Genomic DNA, 26,943 nt, shown 5'->3' on the forward strand with positions numbered 1-26,943 from the left:
ATGAACAGCGTCTCGGCGACGGTGGGCGTCGTCCTGAGCCATGGCTTCACGGGCAGCCTCGCGGCCGTCGCTCCGTGGGCCGAGGCCCTCCGGGCGGAAGGCTTCCGGGTCGTGACGCCGCTTCTCCCCGGTCACGGCACAACGTGGGGCGACCTTGCGAGGCGCAGCTGGCACGAATGGTACGACGCGTTCGAGTCGGCGTACCTCGAGCTTTCCGAGGAGTGCACCGTCGTCGCCGCCGGGGGGCTCTCGATGGGCGGGGCCCTCGCCCTGCGCCTCGCCGCGCTGCACCCGGTCGCGGCCGTCACCGTGGTGAATCCGGCGCTCGTCGTCGACGACCCGCGCTCGCACCTCTCCGGCGTCATGCGGTACGCCCTGCGGTCCGTGCCCGCGATCGGCAACGACATCAAGCGCCCGGGCCAGGACGAGCAGGCCTACGACCGCACTCCCGTCGCCGCAGCACATCAGCTCAAGCTCCTCTTCCGGGACACCGTCCAGCTGCTTCCGCGGGTTACGGCACCGCTTCAGGTGTTCCGCTCCGCCGTCGACCATGTCGTGACAAGCGAGCGCAGCGTCGGCGCCATCACGCGCAGCTATGGCGGCTCGGACCTTCGATTCGTGAGGCTGCCGGACAGCTACCACGTCGCGACTCTCGACAACGACGCCGATTCGATCTTCACGCGGTCCGCGGCGTTCATCCGGGACGTCACGGCTTCCGCCGTCACAAGGACCGAGCACACCGAGGAGCACGCATGAACGGGCGTCCCGACCCGGACCGCGCGGACCACGCGGCCGACGACGACATCTGGCGCGATCTCGTCGCCCGCCTGAGGGAAGACGACCCGCGGTTGGGCCCGGGGTTCCCGGACGAGGATTTCGGACCCGCGCCTATGGAACCCTCGGCCGCAGAGCGTGCCGCAGCCGTCCGCGCGCTCGAGCAGCCGGAGGACGAGGCTCAGGCGCCCGATTTCGAGGAATTCGACCCCTTCGGACTTGCCCGCCCCCGGGGCACGGTGTTCCGTGATGACCAGCCGGAGGGTGACGGCGAGTTCGTGCCCGAGGAGCCGGAGCCCATCCTCGCCGGGGCCGACCCGGCAGCCGTACTCGCTTGGCTCGGCGCGCTGGGCTCGCCTGTGGGCCTCCTGCTCTCGGCACTCTTCTGGAGGGACATCCCGGCGTGGGCCATTGCCGTGCTCGTGGCGGCATTCATCGGCTCAGTGGGCTACCTCATCATGCGCCTGCCGCGGGAAAAGGACGAGGACGACGACGGCGCCCGCCTCTGAATAGTTCGACTCTGAATAGTTCGACGCCGGCAATCAGCGCCCGGCAGCCCAGCCGACTCGGGGGCTCGAGCCCGACACGGCCCACCCCGCACGCGGGTTCACCCGGGAGAGGTCAGCGGCACCGATGAGCCCCGCCTGAGGGCCGAGCTCGGCGCGCTCAATGCGCGCCGCCGGGCGGAAGCCGCGGCCGGTGAGGTTCCGCGCGAACGCGCGCCGGGCGGGCGCGAGCAGGAGATCCCCCGCGTCGCACAGGCCGCCGCCCACGACGAACGTGCCGGGATCGAGGGCTGCGGCGAGATTCGCGAGGCCGAGGCCGAGCCACTCCCCTACGTCCTCGAGGAGATCGTGCGAGGCTTGGTCGCCTTGCCGGGCAAGCTCAGTCACCACTGCGCCCGTGATCGCATCGACGTCCCCTCCCACAGATTTGAGGAGCTCCTGGGCAACGGGCGAATTGGCCCGAGCCAATTCCCGGGCTTCACGGCCCAGCGCATTTCCCGAGGCATACTGCTCCCAGCAGCCCCGGTTGCCGCACTCGCATCGGTGCCCTCCCGGCATGATGACCTGATGCCCGAATTCCCCGGCGACCCCATAGCGCCCGCGCTCGAGGCGGCCGCCGATCACCATGGCGCCGCCGATTCCGGTGCCGAGGGTGATGCACACCAGTCGCTGCTCGCCCCGCCCGGCGCCGAATCGCCATTCCGCCCAGGCTGCGGCGTCGGCGTCGTTCGTGAGAAGCACGCGTCGCCGCAGGAGCCGCTCGAGGTTGTCCCGCAGCGGCTCGTTGCGCCATGCAAGGTGCGGGCTGAACAGCACGGTTCCGCCGTCGAGATCCATCCAGCCGGCGGCGCCGATCCCGACGGACGCAATGCGGTGGTCCACGCTCAGCTCGTTGACGAGTTCGACGATGACCCGCTCCACCTCGCGCGGCTGGGAGCCCGGAGTTGCACGGCGTGCTTCCCGGATGATCTGGCCTTCGGCGTCCACCACCCCGGCTGCGACCTTCGTCCCCCCGATGTCGATGCCGATTGCGAGTCCGCGGCGGCGGAGCCGTGGGCCTGCTGGACGGCGGGGCGGGAACGGGCGGCGCGGAGTAGGCACCGAGCCAGTCTAGTAGCCGGTTTACGGCTCTCCGAGTAATGTTACTGACCAGTAGCATTCGGAACGTGGCACAGGCCACACGGCTGCGGCCTTGGCTATGGTTGAGGTACGCACCTCTCGAGGGCAAACAAAGGAGCCAACGTGCGCGAGAAGATCGTCCCGCCCCTTGTCCCCCACGCGGTAGCAAGGAACATCACGGACTTCCTCATCGAGCAGGCGGAGAAGCCGGCCAACCCAGCCCTCTTCTCACGCAGGGATCCCGACGGCTCTTGGCAGGACGTTCGAGCGACCGAGTTCCGCGCCGACGTCGAGCGCCTTGCAAAGGGGCTCATTGCCAGCGGGGTCGGGCAGGGCGCCCGGGTGGGCATCATGGCACGCACGTGCTACGAATGGGTGCTCGTCGACTTCGCGATCTGGTTTGCGGGCGCAGTATCTGTGCCGATCTACGAGACGTCCTCCCCTTCCCAGGTTGCCTGGAATCTTGGCAACTCGGAAGCTGTCGCCGCCTTCGGCGAGACGGCCCATCACGAGGACATGATCCACCTCGCGATCGAATCCTCGAACCTTCAGGTCACCAATGTCTGGCAGATGACGCCCGCCGGACTGGACCAGCTCCGAGCGGCGGGTGCCCAAGTGAGCGATGAGCAGCTCGAGGCCCGTCGGAGCGCCGCAGACCTCGACTCGCTCGCGACCATCATCTACACATCAGGAACCCTCGGCCGGCCCAAGGGCTGCGAACTGACCCACGGCAACTTCGTCGGCCTCTCCGAGAACACCATTGCGGCCGTGCCCCAGGTCTTCACTCCGGGCGCAAAGACGATCATGTTCCTCCCCCTCGCCCACGTGTTCGCGCGCTTCATCTCGGTGCTGTGCGTCGCCTCAGGAATCCGAGTGGGCCACACCCCGGACATCAAGAACCTGCTCCCTGACCTGCAGAGCTTCCAGCCCACCTTCATCCTGGCCGTCCCCCGCGTGTTCGAGAAGGTCTACAACTCGGCAGCCACAAAAGCCGAGAACGAGGGCAAGGGGCGGATCTTCGGGCTCGCCGCCGAGACCGCGATCGCGTGGTCGGCGGCTCACGACGACGGCGGAAGCCCCGGCCTCGCACTCCGGCTTCGCCACCAGCTCTTCGACGTCCTCGTGTACCGGAAGCTGCGGGCCGCGATGGGGGGCCATATCCGCTACGCGGTCTCGGGGGGCGGGCCGCTCGGCAAGCGGCTGGGCCACTTCTTCCACGGAATCGGCCTGCTCGTCCTTGAGGGCTACGGCCTGACCGAGACCACCGCCCCCATCGGCGTCAACACGCCGTCCCGGATCAAGATCGGGACGGTCGGCGCACCGCTCCCCGGCAACGCCGTGCGTATCGCAGACGACGGTGAGATCCTCGCCAAAGGCGTGTGCGTCATGCGTGGGTACTACAAGCTGCCCGACCTGCAGGCTGAGACCTTCACCGACGGCTGGTTCCACACGGGCGATATCGGGGAGCTCGATGAGGACGGCTTCCTCACCATCACGGGGCGCAAGAAAGATCTCATCGTGACGGCGAGCGGGAAGAATGTGGCACCGGCACCGCTCGAGGACCAGATCCGGGCCGACGCGATCGTCTCGCAGGTCGTGGTCGTCGGCGAGGGACGGCCCTTCATCGCCGCGCTCGTGACTCTTGACGAGGAAGCCCTTCCGGGCTGGCTCGAACGGCACGGGCTGCCAGCCATGGATCTCGCCGCGGCTGCCGAGAACGAGGCCGTGCGGACCCATGTCCAAGCAGTGATCGACCGGGCCAACGATTCCGTGTCGAAAGCCGAGGCGATCAAGGCGTTCCGGATCGTCCCCACGGACTTCACCGAGGAATCTGGGCACCTCACGCCGTCGCTCAAGGTCAAGCGGGCCCAGATCATGGCCGATTTCGGCACCGTCGTCGAGGAGATCTACGCGGCTCCGAAGGCCGCCTCGGTCTGACCCGAGGCCTCCTGCGCCTCAGCCGACGAGCTCGTCGACAACGAGGGCGGCGAGTTCAGTCGCGGCGGCGCGGGTCGGTTGGCGGAGCTTGCCGAACTCGATCTGCGAGCCTTCCGCGAGGTGGCGGTCGTGTGGGATCCGGAGCACGTGCGCGACGCGCGTGCGGAAATGCTCCTCGATCTCGTCGACATCGACGCGCGTGCCCTCGCCCGCGCCGAGGTTGATGACGACAATCGCCTTCTTCACGAGGTCTTCACGGCCATGGGCCTCAAGCCAGGTGAGGGTCTCCGAGGCGAGTCGCGCCTCGTCGACGCTTCCGCCGGACACGAGGACTACGGCGTCGGCCTTCTCCAGGGTGCCCTTCATCACCGAATGGACCATCCCCGTTCCGGAATCCGTGAGGACGATCGAGTAGTAGCGCCCAAGGACGTCCGTCACCGCCCGATAGTCACCGTCGTCGAACGCGTGCGCCACCATGGGGTCCGGGTCGGAGGCGAGCACGTCCAGGCGCGAACCCTCGCGCGCGGTGTACTCGGAGAGCTGCGCGAACGAATCGACCGAGAAGCGGTCCTTCACCAGATGGCGCGCGGTGTGGGTTGCGCGGCCGGGGTTGCGGTCCGAGAGCGTTCCGCGATCCGGGTTCGCGTCCAACGCAATGACCCGGTCCTCGCGCAAGTCCGCGAGCGCCATGCCGAGGAGGGTCGTGACCGTGGTCTTGCCCACCCCGCCCTTGCGCGAGAGCACAGGCACGAATCGCGTCCGCTCCCCCAGACGCGTGGCGATGCGGTGCTCGAGGGCGCGGCGAAGCCGGACGTGGTCCGGGTCGCCGAGGTTCACGTAGCCGAGCGTTGCCCGGTATAGCCAGAGGCGCCAACCGGCCTCGGGCGGGGCTGCCGCCTTCTCGATGAGGCGATCCGATGTGAGCGACGACGCCGGCTCCGGCCCCTCCGGGCGGGTCCGCCGCTCGCTGGGGGGCTGGGCATCTGAGGCCACGGGCTCGGGAGCCTCGGCGACGTCGGCGTCCGGCAGCGCTTCTGGCGCGCGGGCGGACACCTGCAGGTACCCGGCAGGGGGCTTGCCCGGCGCCGGAGGAACGGACGCGCCAGCCATGGGTGCCGGCAGAGCGAGCCCGGCGAGGGAACCCGCAGACGCACGCTCCCGGGCGTCCGCTACCGAGACCACCTCGAAGGGCGTGCCTGCCTCCTCGGCGGCACCGGCATCACCGGCCGCCTCGACGGCGTCGTTCTCTTGATTCTTCTCGTCGGTCATGGCTCCCGCTCAGGCTCGACTGCTCACCGGGGCGGGCGGCGCCACTGCGTCGCCCGCCCCGGCTCTTCGACCGCAGCCAGTGTAGCGGGTCGGTTCCCGCTCAGGTTCAGGAGCTCTTGATCACCAGAAGGAGGTCTCCGCCCTGGACCTGCTGAACGCCGTTCATCACGATCCGCGAGACGGTACCGGCCGTCGGCGTCGTGATGGAGGCCTCCATCTTCATGGCCTCGATGGTCGCGACGGTGTCGCCCGCCTTGACGACATCGCCCTCCTTCGCCGTCACCGTCACGGCACCGGCGAACGGCGCGGCCACGTGGTTCGGGTTCGTCGGGTCGGCCTTTTCAGCCTGGGCGACGTTGCTCTCGACTGACCGGTCGCGGACCGACACGGGACGCGACTGACCGTTCAGGAGCGCCAGGACCGTTCGCATGCCCTTCTCATCCGGTTCGGAGACGGCTTCGAGCTGCGCGATCAGCCGGACGCCGCGCTCGAGCTCGATCACATGCTCCTTGCCGCGCTGGAACCCGTACAGGTAGTCGCGTGTGTCGAGCACGGACAGGTTGCCGTAGGCCTCGCGGTTCGCGAGGTATTCCTTGGTCGGGCCGGGGAAGAGGAGCCGGTTGAGCGTTGCACGGCGCGTTGCGGAGTCTCCCCGGAGGGCCTCGGAGTCCTCGGAGCTCAGAGTCTCCTCGCGGACCTTCACCGTGCGGCCCTGCAGCGCCTTGCTGCGGAATGGCTCGGGCCAACCGCCGGGCGGGTCGCCGAGCTCGCCGCCGAGGAAGCCGATGACCGAGTCGGGGATGTCGTACTTCTGCGGGTTCTCCTGGAACTCGGCCGGGTCCGCGTTGAGGCCGACAAGGTGGAGCGCAAGGTCTCCGACCACCTTCGACGACGGCGTGACCTTCACGAGGTGACCGAGAATCCGGTCCGCCGCCGTGTACATGTCCTCGATCGCCTCGAAACGCTCGCCGAGGCCAAGCGCGATGGCCTGCTGGCGCAGGTTCGAGAGCTGCCCGCCCGGGATCTCGTGGCGGTACACGCGGCCCGTCGGGCCCGGAAGGCCAGACTCGAACGGCGCGTACACACGGCGCACAGCCTCCCAATATGGCTCGAGAGCACTCACGGCCTCGAGCGAGATGCCGGTGTCCCGAGGCGTGTGCGCGAGGGCGGCGACGAGGGCCGACGCCGGAGGCTGGCTTGTCGTGCCAGCAAGTGACGCTGAAGCGACGTCGACGGCGTCGACGCCGGCATTGACTGCGGCGAGGAGCGTTGCAAGCTGGCCGCCCGCCGTGTCGTGGGTGTGCAGGTGGACAGGGAGGTCGAACCGCTCGCGCAGGGCGGTCACGAGCTTCGCAGCCGCGGCCGGACGCAGGAGCCCCGCCATGTCCTTGATCGCGAGGATGTGCGCCCCCGCGTCAACGATCTTCTGGGCGAGGTCGAGATAGTAGTCGAGAGTGTAGAGCTTCTCGTCCGGGTCAAGGAGGTCGCCCGTGTAGCAGAGGGCCACCTCGGCGACGGCCGTGCCGGTCTCCCGTACGGCGCGGATGGCAGGGGCCATCTGGTTCACGTCATTGAGCGCGTCGAAGATGCGGAAGATGTCGATTCCGGTCTCGGCAGCCTCCTTGACGAAAGCGTCGGTGACCTCCTCCGGGTACGGCGTGTACCCGACCGTGTTGCGACCACGCAGCAGCATCTGGATGCAGATGTTCGGGATCGCGGCACGGAGAGCCGCGAGCCGCTGCCAGGGATCCTCGCCCAGGAAGCGGAGCGCCACGTCATACGTCGCACCGCCCCACGCCTCGACCGAAAGCAGCTGCGGTGTGAGCACCGAAACCGCCGGGCCCGCGGCGACGAGGTCGCGGGTCCTGACGCGCGTCGCGAGGAGCGACTGGTGGGCGTCGCGGAACGTCGTATCGGTAACGGCGACGGGAGCCTGCTCGCGAAGAGCCCTCGCGAAACCCTCCGGGCCCAGTTCGAGGAGGCGTTGCCGGGAGCCGGCAGGAGCATCCGCCAAGTCGACGGCGGGAAGCTTGTCGCGCGGATCAGCGTGTACCGTGAGTTCGCCATTGGGCTTGTTGACGGTTACGTCAGCGAGCCACGTGAGCAGCTTCGTTCCGCGGTCCGCGGAGCTCCTCGCGTGGAGCAGCTCTGGACGCTCGTCGATGAACGAAGTCGCGACGTTTCCGGCGACGAAGTCCTTGTCATCGAGCACGGCCTGAAGGAACGGAATGTTGGTGGACACCCCGCGGATGCGGAACTCGGCAAGAGCGCGGCGGGCGCGCTTGACCGCGGTCGCGTAGTCGCGTCCGCGGCATGTGAGCTTGACGAGCATCGAGTCGAAGTGCGGGCTGATCTCCGCGCCCTGGTAGACAGTGCCGCCGTCGAGACGTACGCCTGCACCGCCCGCCGAGCGATAGCCGGTGATCTTGCCGACGTCGGGGCGGAATCCGTTGGCCGGATCCTCGGTCGTGATGCGGCACTGGAGCGCCGCACCCTTGAGCTGAATCGACTCCTGGGAGAGCCCGAGGTCCGCGAGGGTCTCGCCCGAGGCGATGCGCAGCTGCGCCTGGACGAGGTCGACGTCGGTCACCTCCTCGGTGACCGTGTGCTCGACCTGGATGCGGGGGTTCATCTCGATGAAGACATGCTGACCCGCGCGGTCGCCGACCGTATCGACGAGGAATTCGACGGTCCCCGCGTTGACGTACCCGAGAGCCTTCGCGAACTTGACCGCATCCCTATAGAGCGCCTGACGGATTGATTCGTCGAGCTGGGGCGCAGGCGCGATCTCGATGACCTTCTGGTGGCGCCGCTGAAGGGAACAGTCGCGCTCGAACAGGTGCACGACGTTGCCCTCGCCGTCGGCGAGAACCTGGACCTCGATGTGCCGCGGACGCAGCACTGCCTGCTCGAGGAAGACCGTCGGGTCGCCGAAGGCGGCGTCCGCTTCGCGCATCGCGGCATTGAGCGCCTCCGGGAGGGCGTCCCGCGCATCGACACGTCGCATGCCGCGCCCACCGCCGCCGGCGACTGCCTTGACGAAGATCGGGAAGCCGATCGAATCAGCCGCCTCGATGAGTTCCTCGACATTCGAACTCGGCGCGCTCGACTTGAGTACGGGGATGCCGGCTTTGCGGGCAGCCGCGAGCGCGTGGACCTTGTGGCCCGCAAGCTCGAGCACCTCGGCCGGCGGCCCCACGAAGGTTATGCCCGCTTCCGCTGCGGCACGGGCAAGCCGGGGATTCTCCGAGAGGAAGCCGTAGCCGGGGTAAATGGCGTCCGCACCGGCTTCCTGGGCAACGCGGATGATCTCCTCGACGTCCAGATAGGCACGGACGGGGTGGCCTTCCTCGCCGATGAGGTAGGCCTCGTCCGCTTTCTGACGATGGATTGAGTTGCGGTCTTCGTAAGGGAATACGGCAACGGTCTTGGCACCAAGTTCGTAGCCTGCGCGGAACGCTCGGATAGCGATCTCTCCGCGATTGGCCACCAGAATTTTCGAGAACACGTCGACTCCTGATCGGGGGCACTGAAGGGTGCGGCTAGGTGGTGCCTAGTCTCTACACCAGCAAAGTACCAACTCAACGCCGTGTGCTCGGAATCACTGCGGTCGCAGCTTGTAATGTGCACGACGCATGGCCGGGCGTGTGGGCCGGAATGGTCGCTCGGCCCCACTAAGATGGTGGAGAGTCGGCCAGCGGATAGGTGTGGATTCTCCAGTGCAAGTAGTCAGCATCAGCAGCCTCAAAGGTGGGGTTGGTAAGACGTCTGTGACCACGGGACTGGCATCGGCGGCGCTAGCCGCCGGGATCCCGACCCTCGTCGTCGACCTCGACCCGCATGCCGATGCCTCGACCGCGCTCGGGGTAGCCTCCGACGGCAAGCTCGAAGTCGGCCGTGTGCTGAAATCTCCCCGCCGTGTGAAGCTTTTCGACAACATCGTCAGCAGCAGCTGGGTCCGGAGAGCGGCCAGCCTCGAGGGCAGGGGAACCCGCAGGCTCGATGTTGCCTTCGGCGGATCCCTCAGCAGCCTGTACGACCGGCCTGACCTCGGCCGTCGCGACCTCCGCCGCCTCTCGCAGATGCTCGATGGAGTCGAGGACTACGGTCTCGTGCTCATCGACTGCCCGCCCTCGCTCAACGGCTTGACCCGGATGGCATGGGGCGCCAGCAATCGCGTCCTGCTCGTCGCAGAACCGGGGCTGTTCTCGGTTGCTGGCACGGAGAGGACGATGCGGGCGATCCAGCTCTTCCGGCAGGAGTTCGCACCGAAGCTCGCACCCGCGGGCATCATCGCCAACCGGGTGCGCGCTTCCTCAACGGAGCACGCCTACCGGCTCGAGGAGATGAAGCAGATGTTCGGCCCGCTGCTCCTCGCCCCGCACATCCCCGAGCTCGCAAACTGGCAGCAGATCCAAGGCGCTGCTCACGCAGTCCACCACTGGCCCGGAGACGCGGCGCGCACGACAGCCGCCCTCTTCGATCAGCTGCTCAAGGCCGTCATCAAGCAGAGCCAGGAATTCCGTCCTCGCGCCTCTCGCTGACGTTTCGTCACTGGGCTTTCGATACGACAAAGGGCACCCCATCGTGGGTGCCCTTTCTCATCCCTGGCGCTCGCGCCGTCGTCGTTCCCCGACTCAGCCGGTCTTCCGTGCAGCCCGACGCCGGCCCAGCTCATCGCCTGGGAACGTCTGGTCTTCTGCATGCTCGCTGGGCAGTTCCGCGAGGCTCCCCTCGACCTCGCGCCACACGCGGCCCACAGCAATTCCGAAGACGCCCTGGCCACCTTGAACAAGGTCGATGACTTCGTCGGCTGAGGTGCACTCGTAGACCGAGGCGCCATCGCTCATGAGCGTGATCTGGGCAAGGTCCTCGACCCCGCGCTCGCGCAGGTGTCCGACAGCGATCCGGATCTGCTGCAGCGAAACCCCGGTGTCGAGGAGCCGCTTGACGACCTTGAGCACGAGGATGTCGCGGAAGCCGTACAGCCGCTGCGAACCGCTGCCTGCGGCTCCGCGCACGGTTGGCTCAACGAGGCCCGTCCGGGCCCAGTAGTCAAGTTGCCGATACGTGATGCCTGCCGCCTTGCAGGCGGTAGGGCCACGGTAGCCCGCTTCTTCGTCGAGCACAGGCAGGTCCTCGCTGAACAACAGGCCCTGCTCGCCGACGGGGACATCAGCGCCGGGCCCGCTGATCTGACGCAGCTTTCCCGACTCGCCCTTGGGACTCACGTCACCCTCCTTCTCTCGCCCCCCGCGGGGATGCTGCACCGCCCCAGAGAGGGAGGCTACTGAAGAGCAGCACTGTAATTACATCCAGCAGTGCAACTACCAGTGTCACCCCAGCCAGTCGGCGATGCAATGGGAGCTTCCAACGACGACGTTAGAACCGACGGGAGGGGAAAGCAAAGACCGCGGCCCTGAGCCGATGCCGTGTCGGACTACTCGTCGAAATCCTCAGGTTCCACGTCCGCGAGGAACTCCCGGAAGCGGCGCATCTCGCGCTCCTCTTCCTCCGGGCTCGGCGACGCCTCCTCCGTGCCTTCCTCGCTGCCTTCCGCGAGCTGGACACCAGCTTCCTCGAGAACGGCGTCCGCGCACCAGATGCGGCAGTTCACCCGAAGCGCGACGGCGAGCGCGTCCGAGGCGCGGGACTCGATGACCGTGCCGTCGTCAAAGCCGAGCTGGGCATAGAAGACGCTGTCCTGGACTGCAACGATCGTCGCGCTCACGACCTGACGGCCGAGGCCGTGCACGACATTGACGAGCAGATCGTGCGTGAGGGGCCGAGGAGGGACGACGTGCTGCTGGGCGAGCGCGATCGCGCTCGCTTCCGCGGTGCCGATCCAGATGGGGAGATGCCGTTCGCCCTGCTTCTCTTTGAGGAGGACGAGCGGTTGGTTGGACGGCAGCTCGATGCGCACGCCGACGACCTCTACTTCGATCATGACCCCTCCATCCTCGAGATGCGGCCGTGCACGAGCGCACGGTGGAGCGTGAGGCATAGGTCGCTGATCTCCCGGGCCGTTTCGGCGGTCCGCGCCCGGGCCGCTTCGTCGCGACGCGATGCGATAGGAGCCACGGCTCGTTCGACGAGCCCGAACTCGCGCTCGGCGGCCGCACGGAACTGGCCAAGATGGCGCGGCTCGATCCCGTGGGACTCGAGCTGCACGCAGGCCCGCGCGACCTGGAGGGCGTGCTCGTCGTACCGGCCATCTTCCTCGGAAATGAGCCCATAGCTCCTGAGGGCCTCCACGAGCGAGACGCTGGCCCCGGACTCCGCGCGGAGCTGCTCCTCTGAGAGCGCGCGCGCCCTCGTTGTTCGAAGCTCTGCCGCGACGTCGTCGCTCACCGCCCGCGGCGCGAGCGTCAGGCCGCCCGGGAGACTTTCCGGCCGCTCTCCACGGTCGATCGCATCGAGGTAGTCCTTGATCACCTTGAGCGGGAGGTACTGGTCACGCTGCAACGCGAGGACGAACCTGAGGCGCTCAACGTCCCGCTCACCGTACTGCCGATAGCCGGCAGGGGTCCGCTCGGGAGAAATGAGGCCCTTCTCTTCCAGAAAACGGATCTTCGAAGCCGTCATGCTCGGGAATTCCCCGGCCAAGGCAGCCAGAACTTCACCGATGTTGAGGCTCGACGCCCCCCTGCGCTCCGAATGAGCCAGTGCCATGCGCGCCCCCTAGGCGGAGTGCCTCACCGTGCTCGTTGCAGGGCTCTGGTAGTAAGTGAGCCGGAACTTGCCAATCTGTACTTCTGCCCCGGTCCACAGCACCACGCGGTCCACTCGATCGTGATTGACGTAGGTCCCGTTCAGGCTCCCCGCATCCACGACCTCGAAAGCACCGCTCGGCGTACGGCGGAATTCTGCGTGCCGGCGCGAGACCGTGACGTCGTCAAGGAAGATGTCTGCGTTCGGGTGCCGACCGACCGTCGTAGCCTCCGAATCGAGAAGGAAGCGCGCGCCCGAGTTAGGCCCCGAGTGGGCGATGAGCAGGGCCGAACCGAACGGGAGCGCATCGATAGCAGCCTCTTCCTCCGAGGTCAGCTGGCGGGCCCGAAGGGGCTCCTTGCCGATCGGCGGGAGATGGATAGACGTCGTTTCAGACGCAGAGATGTCGCGCTCCGTGGCCTCTCCTGCGTCCAGACCACGACGCTCCTCGCTGCCCATCATTCCTCCTCTTCGGTGTATCCCCAGATGTCTACCCTACCTGCTGTTCGTACTGCGATGCACTGAGCAGATCGTCGACCTCGGCGGTGTCCTTCAGCTTGACGTCGATGAGCCAGCCTTCCCCGTAAGGATCGCTGTTGACGAGGGCGGGATCGCCGTCGAGCGCTTCGTTGCGGCCCACAATGGTGCCGCTCACGGGAGCGTAGATGTCGCTCACGCTCTTGGTCGATTCGACCTCGCCGACGACCGCGTTGGCGCTCACCTCAGTGCCCACCTCGGGCATCTGGACGTAGACGACGTCACCGAGGGCGTCCTGGGCGAAGTCAGTGATGCCGACGCGCACCACGCCGTCGCCGTTCGCGGCCGAAACCCACTCGTGCTCGGCGGTGTAGGCGAGGTCGCCTGGGACATTGCTCATGGTGCGCCTTTCGTCGAAGGAGTGGCCTCGGAATCCCGCGGGGCCGTGTCCGCTGAAAGTATAGGCATAACGAAACCCCTGTTCAGGGTGGGGTTTTCTGGCACGATGGACGAGTCAGGCGCGGGCCACGGTGGGGTGAACCGCCGGGCTGAGACCCTGCCCCTCCCGTGGCCATCGAGGTCAGGACGAAAGGCGGTGCCATGCCCGAGCTCCCTGAAGTCACAGCACTGGCGGCGTACCTCGACGGACGCCTCCAGGGAGCGCGGATCGAGAGGGCATTCTTCCCCTCGATCCACGCCCTCAAGACCGCTGATCCCCCGTTCTCCGCGCTCGTCGGCCGGCGCGTCGACTCGGTCGGGCGGCGGGGCAAGTTCATCGTCATTGTCACGGTGCCTGAAGACGATGGCACGGATGGCGGCGCTGACGACGACGGCGCAGGCCGACTCGCCGTCGTCGTCCACCTCGCGCTCGGCGGCTGGGTGCGGCTCGCCGACAAGCTGCCGGACCCCAAGCCCCCGCGCGGCAAGGGGTACGTGGCTGCGCGCTTTGGCTTCGAGCGCGACGGCGAGGTCACGGGCATCGATCTCACGGAATCGGGGACCTGGAAGCGCCTCTCTGTGTCCATCGTGCGGCGGCTCGAGGATGTGCCAGCGATCGCCGAGCTCGGACCCGAGCCGCTCGAACCCGACTTCACACTCGAGAAGTTCCGCGGCCTCCTCAATCACCGGCAGCAGATCAAGGGGCTCCTGCGGAACCAGAAGGTCATAGCCGGGATTGGAAACGCCTACAGCGACGAGATCCTGCACGCGGCCAAGCTCTCCCCCTTCGCGATTGCCTCGACACTCTCCGACGAGGAGAGCGAGCGCCTTTACGGCTCGCTTCGGAGCGTCCTCCAAGAGGCCATGGACGATGCTCTCGGCCACCCGCCGGAAGAGCTCAAGGACGAGAAGCGACGGAGCATGCGCGTCCACCGCCGTACAGGCGAGGCATGCCCGGTCTGCGGTGACACCATCCGCGAAGTCACGTTCTCGGACAGCGCCCTCCAGTACTGCCCGACGTGCCAGACCGGCGGCAAGATCCTCGCGGACCGGACCACTTCGAAGTTCCTGAAATAGGCCTCAGACCACATCCATGAGCGTGAGTGCCCGCTCGAGCAGCAACTCGGCCGCTCCCGCGTCGTAGCCTGGCTGGCTCGGGTCCGCGAAGAAGTGCTCGCTGCCTTCGTAGAGGAACAGCTCCGCGCCGGGCGTGGTCGCAACGAGCTCGCGCGCGGCCGCGAGATCGCCGTCGGGGGCGAAGAACGGGTCGCCATCCTTGCCGTGGATCTGGACTGGGACGCCCGGGGGCCACGACGTGCCGAACTGGGCGACCGGAACGCAGGCGGCTATCAAGCATGCACCGCGTGCCCCCGCGCGAGTCTGCGCGAGCTGCTGGGCGGGAAGGACGCCGAGCGAATACCCCACGTAGACGAGCCCCGGAGCCAGGTCCTCGACCGCGCGTGCGCCCCGCGAAAGGATCTCGCCGAAGCCGATCTCCTCAGCGTGGGCGACGCCGTCGTCCACGCTGTCGAAAGTCTTGCCGTCGAAGAGGTCCGGGGTATGCACAACGTGCCCCGCACGCTGGAGCTCCTCGGCGAAGTCGAGGAGCCCAGATGTGAGCCCGAGGGCGTGATGGAAGAGGACGGCTTCAGCCACTACTCGCAGCCCCTTCCGCTCATGCGCGCCCCGCCTCTGTCGCTGTCCGTTCCTCCTGGTCTACGTACCCGTAGAGCTCCGGCAGGATCAGCCAGGCCGAGAGGAAGCCGATGAGCGAGAGGACAGAGACGGCGAGCGTCGCGCCCACCTTGCCCCAGGCCGCCGTCATGACCGGGAAGATGAAGGCGCCGAAGAACGAGGCCGCCTTCACGAACACGTAGCCGAAGCCGGACGCCGTAGCGCGGAACCGCGCCGGGGCGACCATGGACGTGATCGTCATGCCGTTCGAGGCATCCCAGTAGTGTCCCCACATGAGAACGCAGGCCCCGATGACGATGAGCCACTTGATGTCCGCTCCGAGCGCGAAGGCGCCAATGAGCAGGCCAACGAACGCGAGGCCGAATCCCCACATCGCGACGCCCTTGTGGCCGATCCTGGCGATCATGATCGGGGCGACGAATCCCGAAATGGTGGCAAGGACGTAGATCGCGGCGGTGACGAGGTTCGTGCCCGTGATGTTCGAGCTGCCACCGCTCGTGCTGACTCCGACGCCGGCGGTGACCAGGATGACCGGCAGGTAGAACCCGAACGCCGTGAACTCGGCGCCTTGGCAGGCGTTGGAGATCCAGCCGAAGATCGTGGCCCGACGCTTGATCCGGTCGGCCCAGATCACCTTGAGGAAGTCCCGCACCCTTGGCTTCTCGATCTCGACATCCTCATTCGGGAGCATCTCGAGCGGATCGTTGAAGAGACGCTGCGAGACCTCCTTGGCCTTGACGAACTGGCCCCTGTGGATGAGCGACATCGGCGTCTCAGGGAGGTTGAGGCGGGCAAGCAGCAGGATCAATGCCGGAACTGCGCCGATCGCGAGGGCGACGCGCCACAGGATGTGGTGGTCCATTCCGGTCGCGTACATGATCGTGATGACCACGATCGAGAAGACCTCGCCCAAGCCGAACATGAACTGCCAGCGGCTGCCCATGACCTCGCGGGCGCCCTTGGACATCGACTCCATGATGTAGGCGTAGCCGTTGGAGATGTCGCTTCCGAGCGGAATGCCGATGAGGAACCGGACGACGATCAGGTCCCACACGCCGACCGAGAAGCCTTGGACGATGGCGAGGATGATGAAGAGCACCATCGTCAGGATGAACACGGCCTTGCGGCCGAGCTTGTCAGCGACAAAGCCGCCGATCAGAGCGCCGATGAGTGCGCCGCCCTGGACGCCCGCGGTCACGAGGCCCAGCTCGAAGGCGTTCGGGTGATACTCGGCACTGATGAAGACGAGGACAAACGAGATCGCGTAGAGATCCCAGGCCTCGATCAGGATGGTCGCGATCATCATCCAGCCGCCCCTGAAGCTGGACACCGTTCCTGTCTTGTTCAGGAGGGTCTGGGTCGCATCGTCGGAGAGCCGGCGGATTGTCGCTTGGTCCATCATCGCCCCTCGCTTTGTGGGCCCCGTGAGTGCTCACAGGACGCTTCGGCCCCGGAAGTCCGGGCACAACGGCTCTCTACCCAGAAAGGGAGCTTCGAATCACCTCCGAGGTTGCCCAGGTCAAGCTCGCGCCGGATACCCCTCGACGGGGCCGTCAGTATTCGGCTTCCAGCCGAGCGCAGGCGCCACATGCTCGGCGAAGGCCTCCAGCACGTGGAGGTTGTACTCGACGCCGAGTTGGTTCGGGATAGTGAGCATGACAGTGTCTGCGGCGGCCACTGCGCTGTCCTTCAAGAGCTCCTCGATCAGCTCGTCGGGCTCCCCTGCATAGGTCTTGCCGAACGTCGAGCGGAAGCCGTCGATGACGCCGACCTGATCGCCGTCCGGCCGCGACCCGAAGTACATGGCGTCTCGCGAGGACACGATCGGGAAGATGCTGCGGCTCACCGACACGCGCGGAGCGCCCGCGTGCCCCGCCGCCACATACGCGGCCCGGTAGCGGTCGATCTGCTGGCGTTGGAGCTCGTGGAACGGGACCCCGGCATCCTCGGTGAGCAGCGTGGAACTCATGAGGTTCAGGCCGAGCTTCCCAGCCCATTCCGCGGTGTCGCGGGTCCCGCTCCCCCACCAGATCCGCTCGCGGAGGCCCGGCGATCGCGGCTCGACCGGCAGGCGGGTGCCGTGCGGGAACTGGTGCGGGTCGCCGTCGGCCACGCCCTCCCCGTCAATTGCGCGCAGGAAGAGCGCAAACTTCTCACGCGCCATGTCCGCACCGCGGGGGTCGGCGGAGCCCGTGTAGCCGAAGGCCTCGTAGCCGCGCACCGCGGGCTCGGGTGAGCCCCGGCTGATGCCGAGCGCGATGCGGTTGGCGGCAATGATGTCGAGGGCCGCAGCCTCCTCCGCGAGGTAGAGCGGGTTCTCGTACCGCATGTCGATGACGCCCGTGCCGACCTCGATGCGCTGCGTCCGCGCGGCCATCGCTGTGAGCAGCGGAATCGGCGAGGCCTGCTGGGGCGCGAAATGGTGCACCCGCACGTAGGCCCCGTTGACGCCGAGTTCGTCCGCGCCGACAGCGAGGTCGATCGTCTGGAGGATCATGTCCTTCGCGGACTGCGTCTGCGAGCCGCGGAAGGGTGCGTAGTGCCCGAATGAGAGGAATCCGAAAGCCTTCACATCAGCCGCAAACCACGCAGAGGGCGCAGGCATTCCCATGGAGCTCTCGGAGGGTGCGAGGAAACGACAAAGGCCATCGATGTCGGAAGATCGATGGCCTTGTTGTCGGGCTGACAGGATTTGAACCTGCGACCCCTTGGAGGATTTCTGAATTCTCCGGAAGGCTGCGGAAATTTCGCGTTTTCCCTGATCAGACGGGGAATCGGGCGACTCCCCCACATGGAGTGTACCCGGTCATCTCCGGTCGGTCACGGGTGTTTTCGATGGGTATCTGGTGGGCGGCCCGGCTGCCCGTACAGACGGATTCACTGGTGGGAGGTCTTATACTCGCCGGAAGATTATGTGGACAACAGCATTTCGTCAATTATCCGATCCGAGTTCAAGGCGCGAGTTGACGGACTGCCTGCCGCGTATTGGAGGCCTGTTCCCAGGCCTCCGGTTAGGGTTGGAAAGGGATGTCATCTGTGTGGAGATTCACGTCCCTTCCTAACCATGGAACACCCTCGTTCATGTCCGTTTGGAAAAACCCCGGGGAGAGGCCGCGTTTATGTCACGTTTGGTCTGGCCGTGGAAGCGTCTCCCGTTGACCCGGTTCGAGGCGCTTACTCGGCCGAGGTACGGGCTGATGCCGCCCAGGCGGAGCGGCCAGCCGCCGCCCAGGATCATGCAGAGATAACTTGGGGGGTGATCCCGGCTCAGCTTTGACAGCCGCGACGTACTATGACGCCATGGCACAGCACGGGGCCAGTCGAATAGGGGCCCACACGCCGACGTTAGCGGAGCCGACGGTGGTCCAGCAGAGGGACTCCCGGCGCCTGCGGGGAGGGCATGATGGGTAGAGCACCTCGCCAACTCACTGGCGCTGCCGTGAACGCCCAGCCGACACCTGCCGTTGATGTCCCCGCACCGCTCAGCTCCGACGAGCGGGATGTCTTCCTCTCAACGCACAACCTGCCCGATCACGGCTTCGACGACTGGAGCCGAAACGGCAAGGACATCACCTATTTCCTCGAAATGGTGGACAGCCGGAACCTCGCGCTCCTGCGGGACATTCTTGCCAAACGCGAAGTCCCCGCCGACATTCTCACCACTATCGTCATGCGCACGTGGCGCAAGGAGCACGGCAACGACATGTTCAACGCCCTGCTCCTTGCCCGGGAGCTCCGACGCGAGGGCGGCATCCCCATCGCAGATGAAGAGTATGAGGAGCGCGGTGACGGATTCGTCAGCGCCTGCATCGGGCTGATGCACAACTACAGCCCTAGCCATAAGGAGCCGATGCCGCGCATCGAGACGGCCGCAGAATTGAAAGGAGCAGCGGCGGTCATCCAATTCATCGGAGCAGTCGGCACTGACAGCCCTGCCATCAAGCGCGCCAGAACCTACAGCTCGAACGGGACCACGGATTGGAATCTCGCGATAGTCAACCCACATCTGGACAAGTTCCTGCGCGTCAACCCCCTGCTCGTGGGGCAAGTCGCCTCTTTCGTGCGGGTGAATGAAATCGGGACCAGCAACGCCTCGCTCTCTACGCTGCTGGAGCACCTGAAGTCCGAGGGGTACGAATTCACCCTCCCGCAAGCTCGAACCAAGAGGAGTGTGCCAGCCGAGCAGGCAGATGAGGAGGAGCCCCCACCCACGCTGATCACCGACGGTCAGATCGTCCGCTCCCTGAAGCGGACCCTAGGGGTCCGGGACGAGGCCCTGTTCGACGAGCTGGAGCCGATGCTGCCCGAGCTGTTCGACCTGCTGCGCGAACATTACGAGCAGCTCGACAAGATCGCGTCGATGATCGAGAACAACTGGCTCCCCGACCCGGAAGCAATCCGCGGCCGCGTGGAGGGCACGAAGCTCCCGAAGTCGGCTCAGTACCTGCTCCGGGGCGAAGCTAACCGGGAACGGCTCGCTTACTACCTGACAGAGGAGGGGCACGCTCTGGCCGGCTCGTGGGTAGAGCATGCGGAGGCCGGGCGGATCGATGCGGCCATCGAAGCGCTCCACGACAAGGATATCGTCCTCCTGACCAACGCCCTTCGGGAGGGGATCATCGACGCCGACTCTTGCTGGGAGATCGTGCGGAACTCAAACGGAATCCGATACAACATCGTCCGGGAGTGCGTCCTCCTCGCTAGGGCTCTGCCCGACCTGAAGCTAGACCCCACCTTCCTCGTCGAGGTGGTGAACGGGCTGCGCCACGCCGCCGACTACCCGCACCCGGTCTTCGACCCTCTCGATATGAGCAGCGAAGAACAGATCTCCCGCTACGCCGCCGTCGCCAGAGCGATCCACTACTACGACCAGAACCACCGGGACGCCCGCTATGACCTGTCGCCGAACCTCGTCCGGAACCGCCGGACGCAGAGTCACGAAATGCGCGGACGCCAGCTCAGAGAGGAGACCGCGGAGATCATCATGGAGCATCCTGAAACGGCCGAGAGGGTAATTCGGCTCCTGCTGGAGGAGGGCATCCACCGCAGAGAAGACGTGCTCGCGCGCCTTTTCGCTGACGAGGGGAGCGAGGACGCCAAGTGAACCTGCCGGAGAGCCATATGGATGTCGCCGCCGCGGAGGCGGATGTTTTGTCCCGCGTAGAACGTAAGCTTTCCTCACAATTCGAGGTACGAAGGGGGACAGGGATTTGGGTTTTCTGTCGAGGCGGCTTGTGCCGCGAAGCGTCCGCCGGGCGATGCATCCGGTCTGATCAGCCAAGCGGATGGCGAAGAAGGCGCTGATCCCGAAGCCGGTGCGCAAGGCGATGTGGACGGCGCATACGGTGGCGAATCCGATCAGTTCCGCGCCGTACTCGCTGGGGCGGTCGCTGTCAAAAGCCGAATCTAGATCAAGCCGAGCTGCCGAACCGCCGCGCAAGTTCGCTCAGGCATCTCCATAGTGGGCAATTACCTTCTCAGTGAAGGTGGGCGATGCCGGTTTGCTGATCTCGTGTCGAGGTTCTTCCTTCGGCCTAGCGGCTAGTCCGGGTGCCCCGGGATCGAGGTCCATCACGGACGCCCCTTTCCGAGCTGCCTAGTCCGGGGTCACGCTTCGGGGATTGCGGCACTTGGCTCGGGGCTCGCAGAACCTGTCGGGGGCTGGGCGAGGAGGCGTTCCTTCTCGGCCGCGACGATGTCTCGCGCCAGCTCGGCTTCGGAGATATCGAAGGCTTCAGGCGCGCTGTCGGCTGTTTCGCTGACGCGGGCGAAGTCGTCGAAGAGCTGCTGTTTGCGGGCAAGGATCTCAGTGACGCGTCGATCGACTCCTTCTTCGGAGAGAAGGCGATGGACTTGGACTGATTCGAGTTGTCCCATGCGTCGCGCCCGGGCGATGGCCTGCCATTCGGTGGTGGGCTTGAGCTGTGGTTCGCATATCACGACAACCGATGCGGCCTGGATGTTGAGCCCGATTCCACCTGCGACGATCTGGGAGACGAGCACGGCGCCGTGCCCTGCGACAGAGAATTGATCGACCATGGCCTGTCGGGCGGCGGCGGGCACTGAGCCAGTGAGCGGACCGTAGACTTCGCCGGGCAGGGTATGGGCGACTCGATCGAGCACGTCGCGGAATTGAGAGAAGACGATCACGCGCCGACGGTTGTCTTCGGCTTCCTGGACGATCTCGACGAGGCGCTGCATCTTCCCGGATCGGGTGCCGCTGGCCATTGCCGCCCTGCGCATTGCCATGAAGTTCCCGGCCACAACTGCATCGAAGTAAGCTTCCTCGTCTTCCGCGGAGAAGGGGAGCCATTCCTCTACCTCGACCAGCTCGGGGAGCTCGGTGAGGACGTCTTCTTGGTTGCGACGCAGGTAGGCCGGCGCGACCTGCCGACGGAAGCGTTTCGGCGACAGGCCGCTGCCGTCGACGGCAAGGTCGGGGCGAATGTAGCCGACCAGGGTCCGGAACTCGTCGATGCGGTTCTCCAGCGGTGTTCCCGTCAACAGGACGGTTCTTTCAGCCAGATCGATGATCCTGGCGACGCGGCGGGCGCGCTGGGTCGCAGGGTTCTTGACGTAGTGGGCTTCGTCGACGACGACACAGCCCAGGCCATCGAGCATCCGGACGTAGGGTTCGACCCACAGCAGGGTTTCGAAAGTGGTTACGGCTACCCCGCTGCTTCGAACCCAGCCGAGGGCGGCTGCGTCCCGGCCGGGCCCATGGAGGCGGTACGGCCGGAGTCTGGACTTGGCGCGGACCTCACGGACCCAGTTGGTCACGACCGCGGCCGGGCAGATCACCAGTGAGTGGTGGGCTCCCTTGGAGCGGAGGTGGGCCAGGACGGCGAGGGCTTCGACGGTCTTCCCGAGCCCCATCTCGTCGCCGATGATCACCTTGCCCTGGACGAGGGCGAACCTTGCACCGAAGCTTTGGTACCCACGCAGCGACGCCGAGAGGTGCTGGGTGTCGAGCTCGAGGCTGCGGACGGCCTCTACGATGTCGTCGGGGAGGTCTCCGTGGGCCTTCTGCTCGTCCTCGGTGACGAACCCCAGCTCGGAGAGCATTGCAAAGTAGTCCGCCGGCCGACGGAAGAAATCCTCCCACGGATCGGCCGCCTCATCCGCCGGTGCCGTCGTGGGAATCTGCCGGGCGCGCCGGATAACGGCCTCCACAGCCCCGGTGAACTCCTCCACTGACCGATCGCTGGCGAGCACTGCGAGGTGACTAATCTGGCCATCGAGCGCACGGGCAACGGGTACCAGGGACTCCTTCAAAGCCAGGTCAGTGGTGGCGCCCTTGATGCTCCTGATGGCGTCCCAGGCAGCCAGCCGTCGAAGCAGTTCGGTGCCTGCGGCAGTGCGGTCCTTGATGTCGATCCGAACGGGAGTCTCATCGTGTGTCATCTGCCAGAGCGTTCGGGCGGCCCCGAGCATGCGCGTGGCGCTGGTCTGCCCGATTCCGGGCAGATGGGCCAGCTGGTTCCCTCGGTCAAGGACAGCCTGGACCGTGTTCAGGCGGGCGTCCGTGAGGGGTCCGATGCGCAGGCGGTCCCGGGTCGCCTCCTTGAGCCGTTCGACCGGCATGTCGGACAGGAGGCGCCGCACCTCGTGCTTCCGCACTGCCTCGCCCGTGGCAATGGCGTCCGCACGGAAGCGCTCCTCTCGCCGCAGGGCAGCGTCGATGGCCTCAATGGCATCAGACAGCTGAGCCGGGGCCGCGACAGCGAGCAGGTGCTGACTCGCGCCGAGATCGGCGAGCCGGCGACCGAGCCCCACCCAGTCGGCCAGTGCAGCTTCAACAGGGACCTGGGAGGGGCCGCCGTCCTGACCGCCGAGACGGACAAGCAGCTGCGGAAGACCAGCCGAGTGGGCCCACTCGCGGTAGCGGTTCAAGAAGGCGGCAGCGCCGGCGCCGGCTTCGCGCTTCCTGCCGCCAAGGAAGAAGCGCCGCAGACCGATCACCGCTTTGGCATCATCGATTGCCGAGGCGACATCGGTTGTGAGGAGGTCGAGGACCTCCCGTTCCTCGGGGCTGATCCGTGGCAGTTGGGCGTGCCGTGCGGTGCAGCCCAAGTAGGGTTCGTCTCCGGGTCGCAGGGGCAGGACTCGCCAGGCAACTTGGCCTTCGTGCCGCACATCCACGGTTCTGCGGCGAAGGGCGGCGACGGCCTCGTCCCCGGCCTTCTCGGTCGAGGAGCGGCGGGCCTGAACGGATCTGGCCTGGGCGAGCCAGCGTGTGGCCTCTTCGGAAGTTCCACGCAGCCGCTCGCGTTCGTCCCGTTCCACAGCGCCCCCCTTTTATCCGCAGCTTTAGTGCAAAGATTAGTGCCGATCCCCGACAATCCCGCTGATTCCGTCGGCCCGGTCCGTTAGAGTGAGTCGGCTATCGATCAAGGAGGTCCATCGTGCTGCTGGAAGAGCTCAAGCCCGGGCTGCGTATCGCGGGCCTCATCCCGGCCGAGGCCATCACGGTCATCGCCGCCCAGTGGCACGGTACTGGTGCGCTTGAACTGACCTACAAGACCGCTGCGGGCGGCCTCGGCCAGCAGGTCGTCTTCCGCAAGGATCAGGACGCCTTGAGCGTCGCCCAGGCCGGCGGGCGTGCGTTCGATGCTAGCGCGAGCGACTTCAAGCTCGTGGCCGAAGCCCAGCGGATCTCCCTGGCAGGCCTGTTCGACCCGATGCTGGCCGTGGCCACCAGCGACGTGCAGCCCCTGCCGCACCAGATCCGTGCCGTGTACGGGGAGCTGCTGCCGCGGACCCCGCTTCGCTTCCTGCTGGCCGACGACCCGGGCGCGGGCAAGACGATCATGGCCGGGCTCTACATCAAGGAACTGATCCTGCGGGACGACGTGAAACAGTGCTTGATCGTTGCCCCCGGCGGGCTCGTGGAGCAGTGGCAGGACGAGCTGTTCTTCAAGTTCGGGCTGCGCTTCGACCTGCTGACCAACCAGCTGATCGACGCCAACGTCAACTTCAACGTCTTCGAGTCCAACCCGCTGTTGATCGCCCGGATGGACCAGCTCTCCCGCAACGAACAGCTCCAGGCCCAGCTCAAGGACACCGAGTGGGACCTGATCATCGTCGACGAGGCGCACCGGATGGGGGCGCACTACTTCGGCGGCAAGCTGGAGAAGACCAAGCGGTTCCAGCTGGGCGAGCTGCTCGGCGACATCACCAGGCACCTGCTGCTGATGACCGCTACCCCGCACTCAGGGAAGGAGGAGGACTTCCAGCTCTTCCTGACCCTGCTGGACCGCGACCGGTTCGAGGGCAAGAACAAGGTCACGGCCGACACCAGCGGACTCATGCGCCGCATGGTCAAGGAGGATCTGCTCACCTTCGAGGGGAAAAAACTCTTCCCCGAGCGCATCGCCGAGACCGTGCCCTACGAGCTGACCGCGCTGGAGTACGAGCTGTACGAGCAGGTCACGCAGTACGTCCGCGAGGGCATGGACCGCGCCGACAGAGTTGGCGGCAAACGGAAGAACACCGTCGGGTTCGCCCTCACAGTCCTCCAACGCCGTCTCGCCTCGAGCCCCGAGGCCATCTACAAGAGCCTTGTCCGCCGCGCCGAGCGGCTCGAGCGCAAAAAGCAGGAGATTCTCAACGGCACCTACTCCGAAACCGAGCCCAGCGTCGACCTTGAAGGTCTGGACGCCGACGACTTCAACGCCGAGGAGACCGAAGAACTGGAGGAGGAGCTCGTCGACGCCGCGACCGCCGCACAGACGGTCGAGGAGCTCAACGCCGAACTCGTCGAGCTCGGCGAGCTCGTGAAGGCCGCCAAGCAGGTCCGTGACACGGGCACCGACCGCAAGTGGACCGAACTGTCCACGATCCTCCAGGACAACGTGCTTGTCACTGACAAGAACGGTTGGCCGCGCAAGTTCATCGTCTTCACCGAGCATCGCGACACCCTCAGCTACCTCCAGGCCCGCATCGGCTCGCTGCTGGGCAGGCCGGAGGCGGTCAGAGCGATCCACGGCGGCGTACGCCGCGCCGATCGACGCCAGATCACCGAGGAATTCACCAAGAACCGCGACTGCCAGATCCTGCTCGCCACCGACGCCGCCGGCGAAGGCCTCAACCTCCAGGCGGCGCACCTCATGGTCAACTATGACCTGCCGTGGAATCCGAATCGGATCGAACAGCGGTTCGGCCGCATCCACCGCATCGGCCAGGAGGAAGTCTGCCGCCTCTGGAACCTCGTTGCCTCCAACACTCGCGAGGGCGAAGTCTTCACCCGCCTGCTGGACAAGATCGAGGAGCAGCGCAAAGCCTACGGCGGAAAGGTCTTCGACGTCCTCGGCGAAGCCTTCAGCGAGACTCCCCTGCGCAGCCTGCTCCTGGACGCCATCCAGTACGGCGAGCGGGCAGATGTTAAGGCCAAGATGCAGGAAGTCATCGACGCCAGCGTCGGTGAAGGCCTCAAAGAGCTCCTCGCCGAGCGTGCCCTCGCCTCCGAACACCTCGCAGAGGCTGACCTCGCCGCACTCCGAGCGGCGATGGACGAAGCCCGCGCCCGCCGGCTCCAGCCGCACTACATCGAGCTGGCGTTCAAGGCCGCCTTCACTCGGCTCGGCGGGCGCATCGCCAAACGCGAGAAAGGCCGCTACGAGATCGCCAACGTCCCCCAGCAAGTCCGCTCCGCCAACAAGGGACCGATCGCGACCAAGTACGACAGGATCGCCTTCGACCTGCCCCGGGTCCAGCCCGACAGCCTCGCCCGGGCGGACCTTCTCGCTCCCGGCCATCCGCTGCATGACGCCGTCATGGATGAAGCGATCCGGCGATTTGGTGGCAGCCTCAATCAGGGCACGGTCCTGGTCTCCTCGACACTGGAGGAACCACAGCTGCTGGTCGGGGTGATCGAGGAAGTCGCCGACGCCACCGGCGCAAGCGTCGCACGACGCTTCGGCTACGCCTACGTCGACAGCTATGGCACCGTCACCCCCGCCGGCCCAGCACCCTACCTTGACTGTGTTGCCGCCCCTGACACCCCAGCGACCGCGGCTTTCCGGCAGCTTCCTTGGCTGCCAGATGCTGAGGACAGGGCCACAAGCTGGATCATCGCCAACCAGCTCCCCGCCTATCTCGCCGAGGTACAACCACGCCGTACTGCCGAACTCCACAAGACCCGCCTGTTGGTCACCAGGCGGCTCGAAGGCGAACGTGACCGGCTCCTTCTCGATGCCGCCATCGCCGCAGAAAAGGAGCGGGCGGGGGAAAAGGCCAAAGAATCCTCCGAGAGCCTCAACCGAAAGGCCGTCGAGCTCGACCTCCGCCTCCGCCGGCGGCTGGAGCTGCTCGACCAGCAGGCCCTGATGTCCACCAAACCCCCGCACATCCTCACCGCGGCCCTGGTGCTGCCCCTCAACATGCTCGAGAATGAGCTCCCGGCTCATGCCCCGATCCATGCCAAGGAGACCAAGGAGATCGAGCGCCGCGGCGTCGACCTCGTGATGGCCCGCGAACGCGAGATCGGCCGCAAGCCAATCGAGCAGGCGTTCAGCAACCCGGGCTTCGACATCCTCTCCACAGCAGCTAACGGCGACACCTACCGGATCGAGGTCAAGGCACGCATCGACGGCGCCGAGGATTTCTTCATCACCCACAACGAAGTGATGACTGGCAAGAACGCCGTGCCCCGGTACCGCCTCGCCCTCGTCCGCGTCGACCCACGCGGACCCCAGCACGACGAGGTCCGCTACCTCGACGACCCGTTCGCCACCACCGACCTCGGCGACTTCGACGCCACAGGTCTCCGCGGCGACTGGGCCAAAATGTGGGCCAAGGGAACGGATCCGTTCTGATGGAGCCCATGGAAAGATCGCCGTATGTCGTGGGCGAGAACGAACCGCAGGCCGGCTACGGGCAGCGCCACCCTCAGTTGGCAACAGCGCATCAGAGATTTCCGGCGTTCCCTCTCCTGATGCATCGCACGACAATCTCGTCCCGACCTGCACCGGTTCTGTCGATTCACGCCGCTAGATTTGGTCAGGAAGTTGCGACG

At 66.4% G+C, this 26,943-nt stretch carries 19 protein-coding genes; 7 read left to right on the forward strand and 12 right to left on the reverse strand.

Annotated elements, in window-relative coordinates; all coding sequences use genetic code 11:
• Together LK10_RS10125 and LK10_RS10130 are read left to right on the forward strand one after the other, a co-directional pair.
• A complete protein-coding gene (locus LK10_RS10125; protein ID WP_231567713.1) occupies positions 1-756 on the forward strand; it encodes an alpha/beta hydrolase in 756 nt (251 codons plus the stop codon).
• Entirely contained in the window at positions 753-1,283 is a 531-nt protein-coding gene (locus LK10_RS10130; protein ID WP_043123110.1) for a hypothetical protein, read from the forward strand. Before LK10_RS10125 ends, LK10_RS10130 begins: the two co-directional genes overlap by 4 nt.
• A 33-nt stretch (positions 1,284-1,316) precedes the next feature.
• Here the strand turns inward: LK10_RS10130 and LK10_RS10135 are convergent, their stop codons facing one another.
• Positions 1,317-2,381 (reverse strand): ROK family glucokinase, encoded by a 1,065-nt coding sequence (locus LK10_RS10135; RefSeq protein ID WP_052207186.1) that lies wholly within the window; start codon positions 2,379-2,381, stop codon positions 1,317-1,319.
• Positions 2,382-2,522: 141 nt separating this feature from the next.
• Between LK10_RS10135 and LK10_RS10140 the strand changes: the two genes are divergently transcribed.
• Positions 2,523-4,337: an AMP-dependent synthetase/ligase gene (locus LK10_RS10140; RefSeq protein ID WP_043123113.1), complete on the forward strand. Its 1,815-nt coding sequence runs from the start codon at positions 2,523-2,525 to the stop codon at positions 4,335-4,337.
• An 18-nt stretch (positions 4,338-4,355) separates the two neighbouring features.
• On the opposite strand, the gene LK10_RS10145 is transcribed toward LK10_RS10140, so the two are convergent.
• Entirely contained in the window at positions 4,356-5,606 is a 1,251-nt protein-coding gene (locus tag LK10_RS10145; protein ID WP_081998434.1) for a MinD/ParA family ATP-binding protein, read from the reverse strand.
• A gap of 106 nt (positions 5,607-5,712) precedes the next feature.
• Positions 5,713-9,114 (reverse strand): pyruvate carboxylase, encoded by a 3,402-nt coding sequence (locus LK10_RS10150; protein ID WP_043123114.1) that lies wholly within the window; start codon positions 9,112-9,114, stop codon positions 5,713-5,715.
• A 211-nt stretch (positions 9,115-9,325) separates the two neighbouring features.
• Between LK10_RS10150 and LK10_RS10155 the strand changes: the two genes are divergently transcribed.
• Complete coding sequence (locus LK10_RS10155) at positions 9,326-10,150, forward strand: ParA family protein (protein ID WP_043123117.1); 825 nt, start codon at positions 9,326-9,328, stop codon at positions 10,148-10,150.
• Between the two features lie 93 nt (positions 10,151-10,243).
• Here LK10_RS10155 and LK10_RS10160 read toward each other — a convergent pair whose 3' ends face one another.
• From LK10_RS10160 to gcvH, 5 genes are all read right to left on the reverse strand, one after another.
• Positions 10,244-10,837, reverse strand: coding sequence for a MerR family transcriptional regulator (locus tag LK10_RS10160; RefSeq protein ID WP_043123121.1), 594 nt, complete (start codon positions 10,835-10,837; stop codon positions 10,244-10,246).
• A gap of 209 nt (positions 10,838-11,046) precedes the next feature.
• Positions 11,047-11,553, reverse strand: a complete 507-nt coding sequence (locus LK10_RS10165; protein ID WP_043123122.1) for a bifunctional nuclease family protein — start codon at positions 11,551-11,553, stop codon at positions 11,047-11,049.
• Entirely contained in the window at positions 11,550-12,272 is a 723-nt protein-coding gene (ftsR, locus tag LK10_RS10170; protein WP_043123283.1) for a transcriptional regulator FtsR, read from the reverse strand. Before ftsR ends, LK10_RS10165 begins: the two co-directional genes overlap by 4 nt.
• 15 nt (positions 12,273-12,287) lie before the next feature.
• Positions 12,288-12,776 carry an FHA domain-containing protein gene (locus LK10_RS10175; protein ID WP_052207187.1) on the reverse strand — a complete coding sequence of 163 codons (489 nt, stop codon included), beginning with the start codon at positions 12,774-12,776 and terminating at the stop codon, positions 12,288-12,290.
• Positions 12,777-12,807: 31 nt separating this feature from the next.
• The gene (gene gcvH / locus LK10_RS10180) at positions 12,808-13,194 is read right to left on the reverse strand and encodes a glycine cleavage system protein GcvH (protein WP_043123125.1); all 387 of its coding nucleotides are present in this window, start codon (positions 13,192-13,194) and stop codon (positions 12,808-12,810) included.
• A gap of 200 nt (positions 13,195-13,394) precedes the next feature.
• Between gcvH and LK10_RS10185 the strand changes: the two genes are divergently transcribed.
• On the forward strand, positions 13,395-14,309 hold the full coding sequence (locus LK10_RS10185; protein WP_043123127.1) for an Fpg/Nei family DNA glycosylase: 915 nt from the start codon (positions 13,395-13,397) through the stop codon (positions 14,307-14,309).
• Between the two features lie 3 nt (positions 14,310-14,312).
• Here LK10_RS10185 and LK10_RS10190 read toward each other — a convergent pair whose 3' ends face one another.
• The 3 genes from LK10_RS10190 to LK10_RS10200 form a co-directional block, all read right to left on the reverse strand.
• Positions 14,313-14,888 (reverse strand): dienelactone hydrolase family protein, encoded by a 576-nt coding sequence (locus tag LK10_RS10190; protein ID WP_043123129.1) that lies wholly within the window; start codon positions 14,886-14,888, stop codon positions 14,313-14,315.
• 19 nt (positions 14,889-14,907) lie between these two features.
• Positions 14,908-16,326: an MFS transporter gene (locus LK10_RS10195; protein ID WP_197061904.1), complete on the reverse strand. Its 1,419-nt coding sequence runs from the start codon at positions 16,324-16,326 to the stop codon at positions 14,908-14,910.
• A gap of 120 nt (positions 16,327-16,446) precedes the next feature.
• Positions 16,447-17,499 (reverse strand): LLM class flavin-dependent oxidoreductase, encoded by a 1,053-nt coding sequence (locus LK10_RS10200; RefSeq protein WP_043123288.1) that lies wholly within the window; start codon positions 17,497-17,499, stop codon positions 16,447-16,449.
• An 831-nt stretch (positions 17,500-18,330) separates the two neighbouring features.
• On the opposite strand from LK10_RS10200, the gene LK10_RS10205 reads away from it, so the two are divergent.
• On the forward strand, positions 18,331-20,031 hold the full coding sequence (locus LK10_RS10205) for a hypothetical protein (protein WP_156144119.1): 1,701 nt from the start codon (positions 18,331-18,333) through the stop codon (positions 20,029-20,031).
• A gap of 503 nt (positions 20,032-20,534) precedes the next feature.
• On the opposite strand, the gene LK10_RS10210 is transcribed toward LK10_RS10205, so the two are convergent.
• The gene (locus LK10_RS10210) at positions 20,535-23,213 is read right to left on the reverse strand and encodes a DEAD/DEAH box helicase (RefSeq protein WP_052207189.1); all 2,679 of its coding nucleotides are present in this window, start codon (positions 23,211-23,213) and stop codon (positions 20,535-20,537) included.
• A 119-nt stretch (positions 23,214-23,332) separates the two neighbouring features.
• Here LK10_RS10210 and LK10_RS10215 point away from each other — a divergent pair, with 119 nt between their 5' ends.
• Entirely contained in the window at positions 23,333-26,743 is a 3,411-nt protein-coding gene (locus LK10_RS10215) for a helicase-related protein (RefSeq protein WP_043123136.1), read from the forward strand.
• The last annotated feature ends 200 nt before the right edge of the window (positions 26,744-26,943 follow it).

This window comes from Sinomonas humi, from assembly GCF_000802235.1.
GTDB lineage: Bacteria > Actinomycetota > Actinomycetes > Actinomycetales > Micrococcaceae > Sinomonas > Sinomonas humi.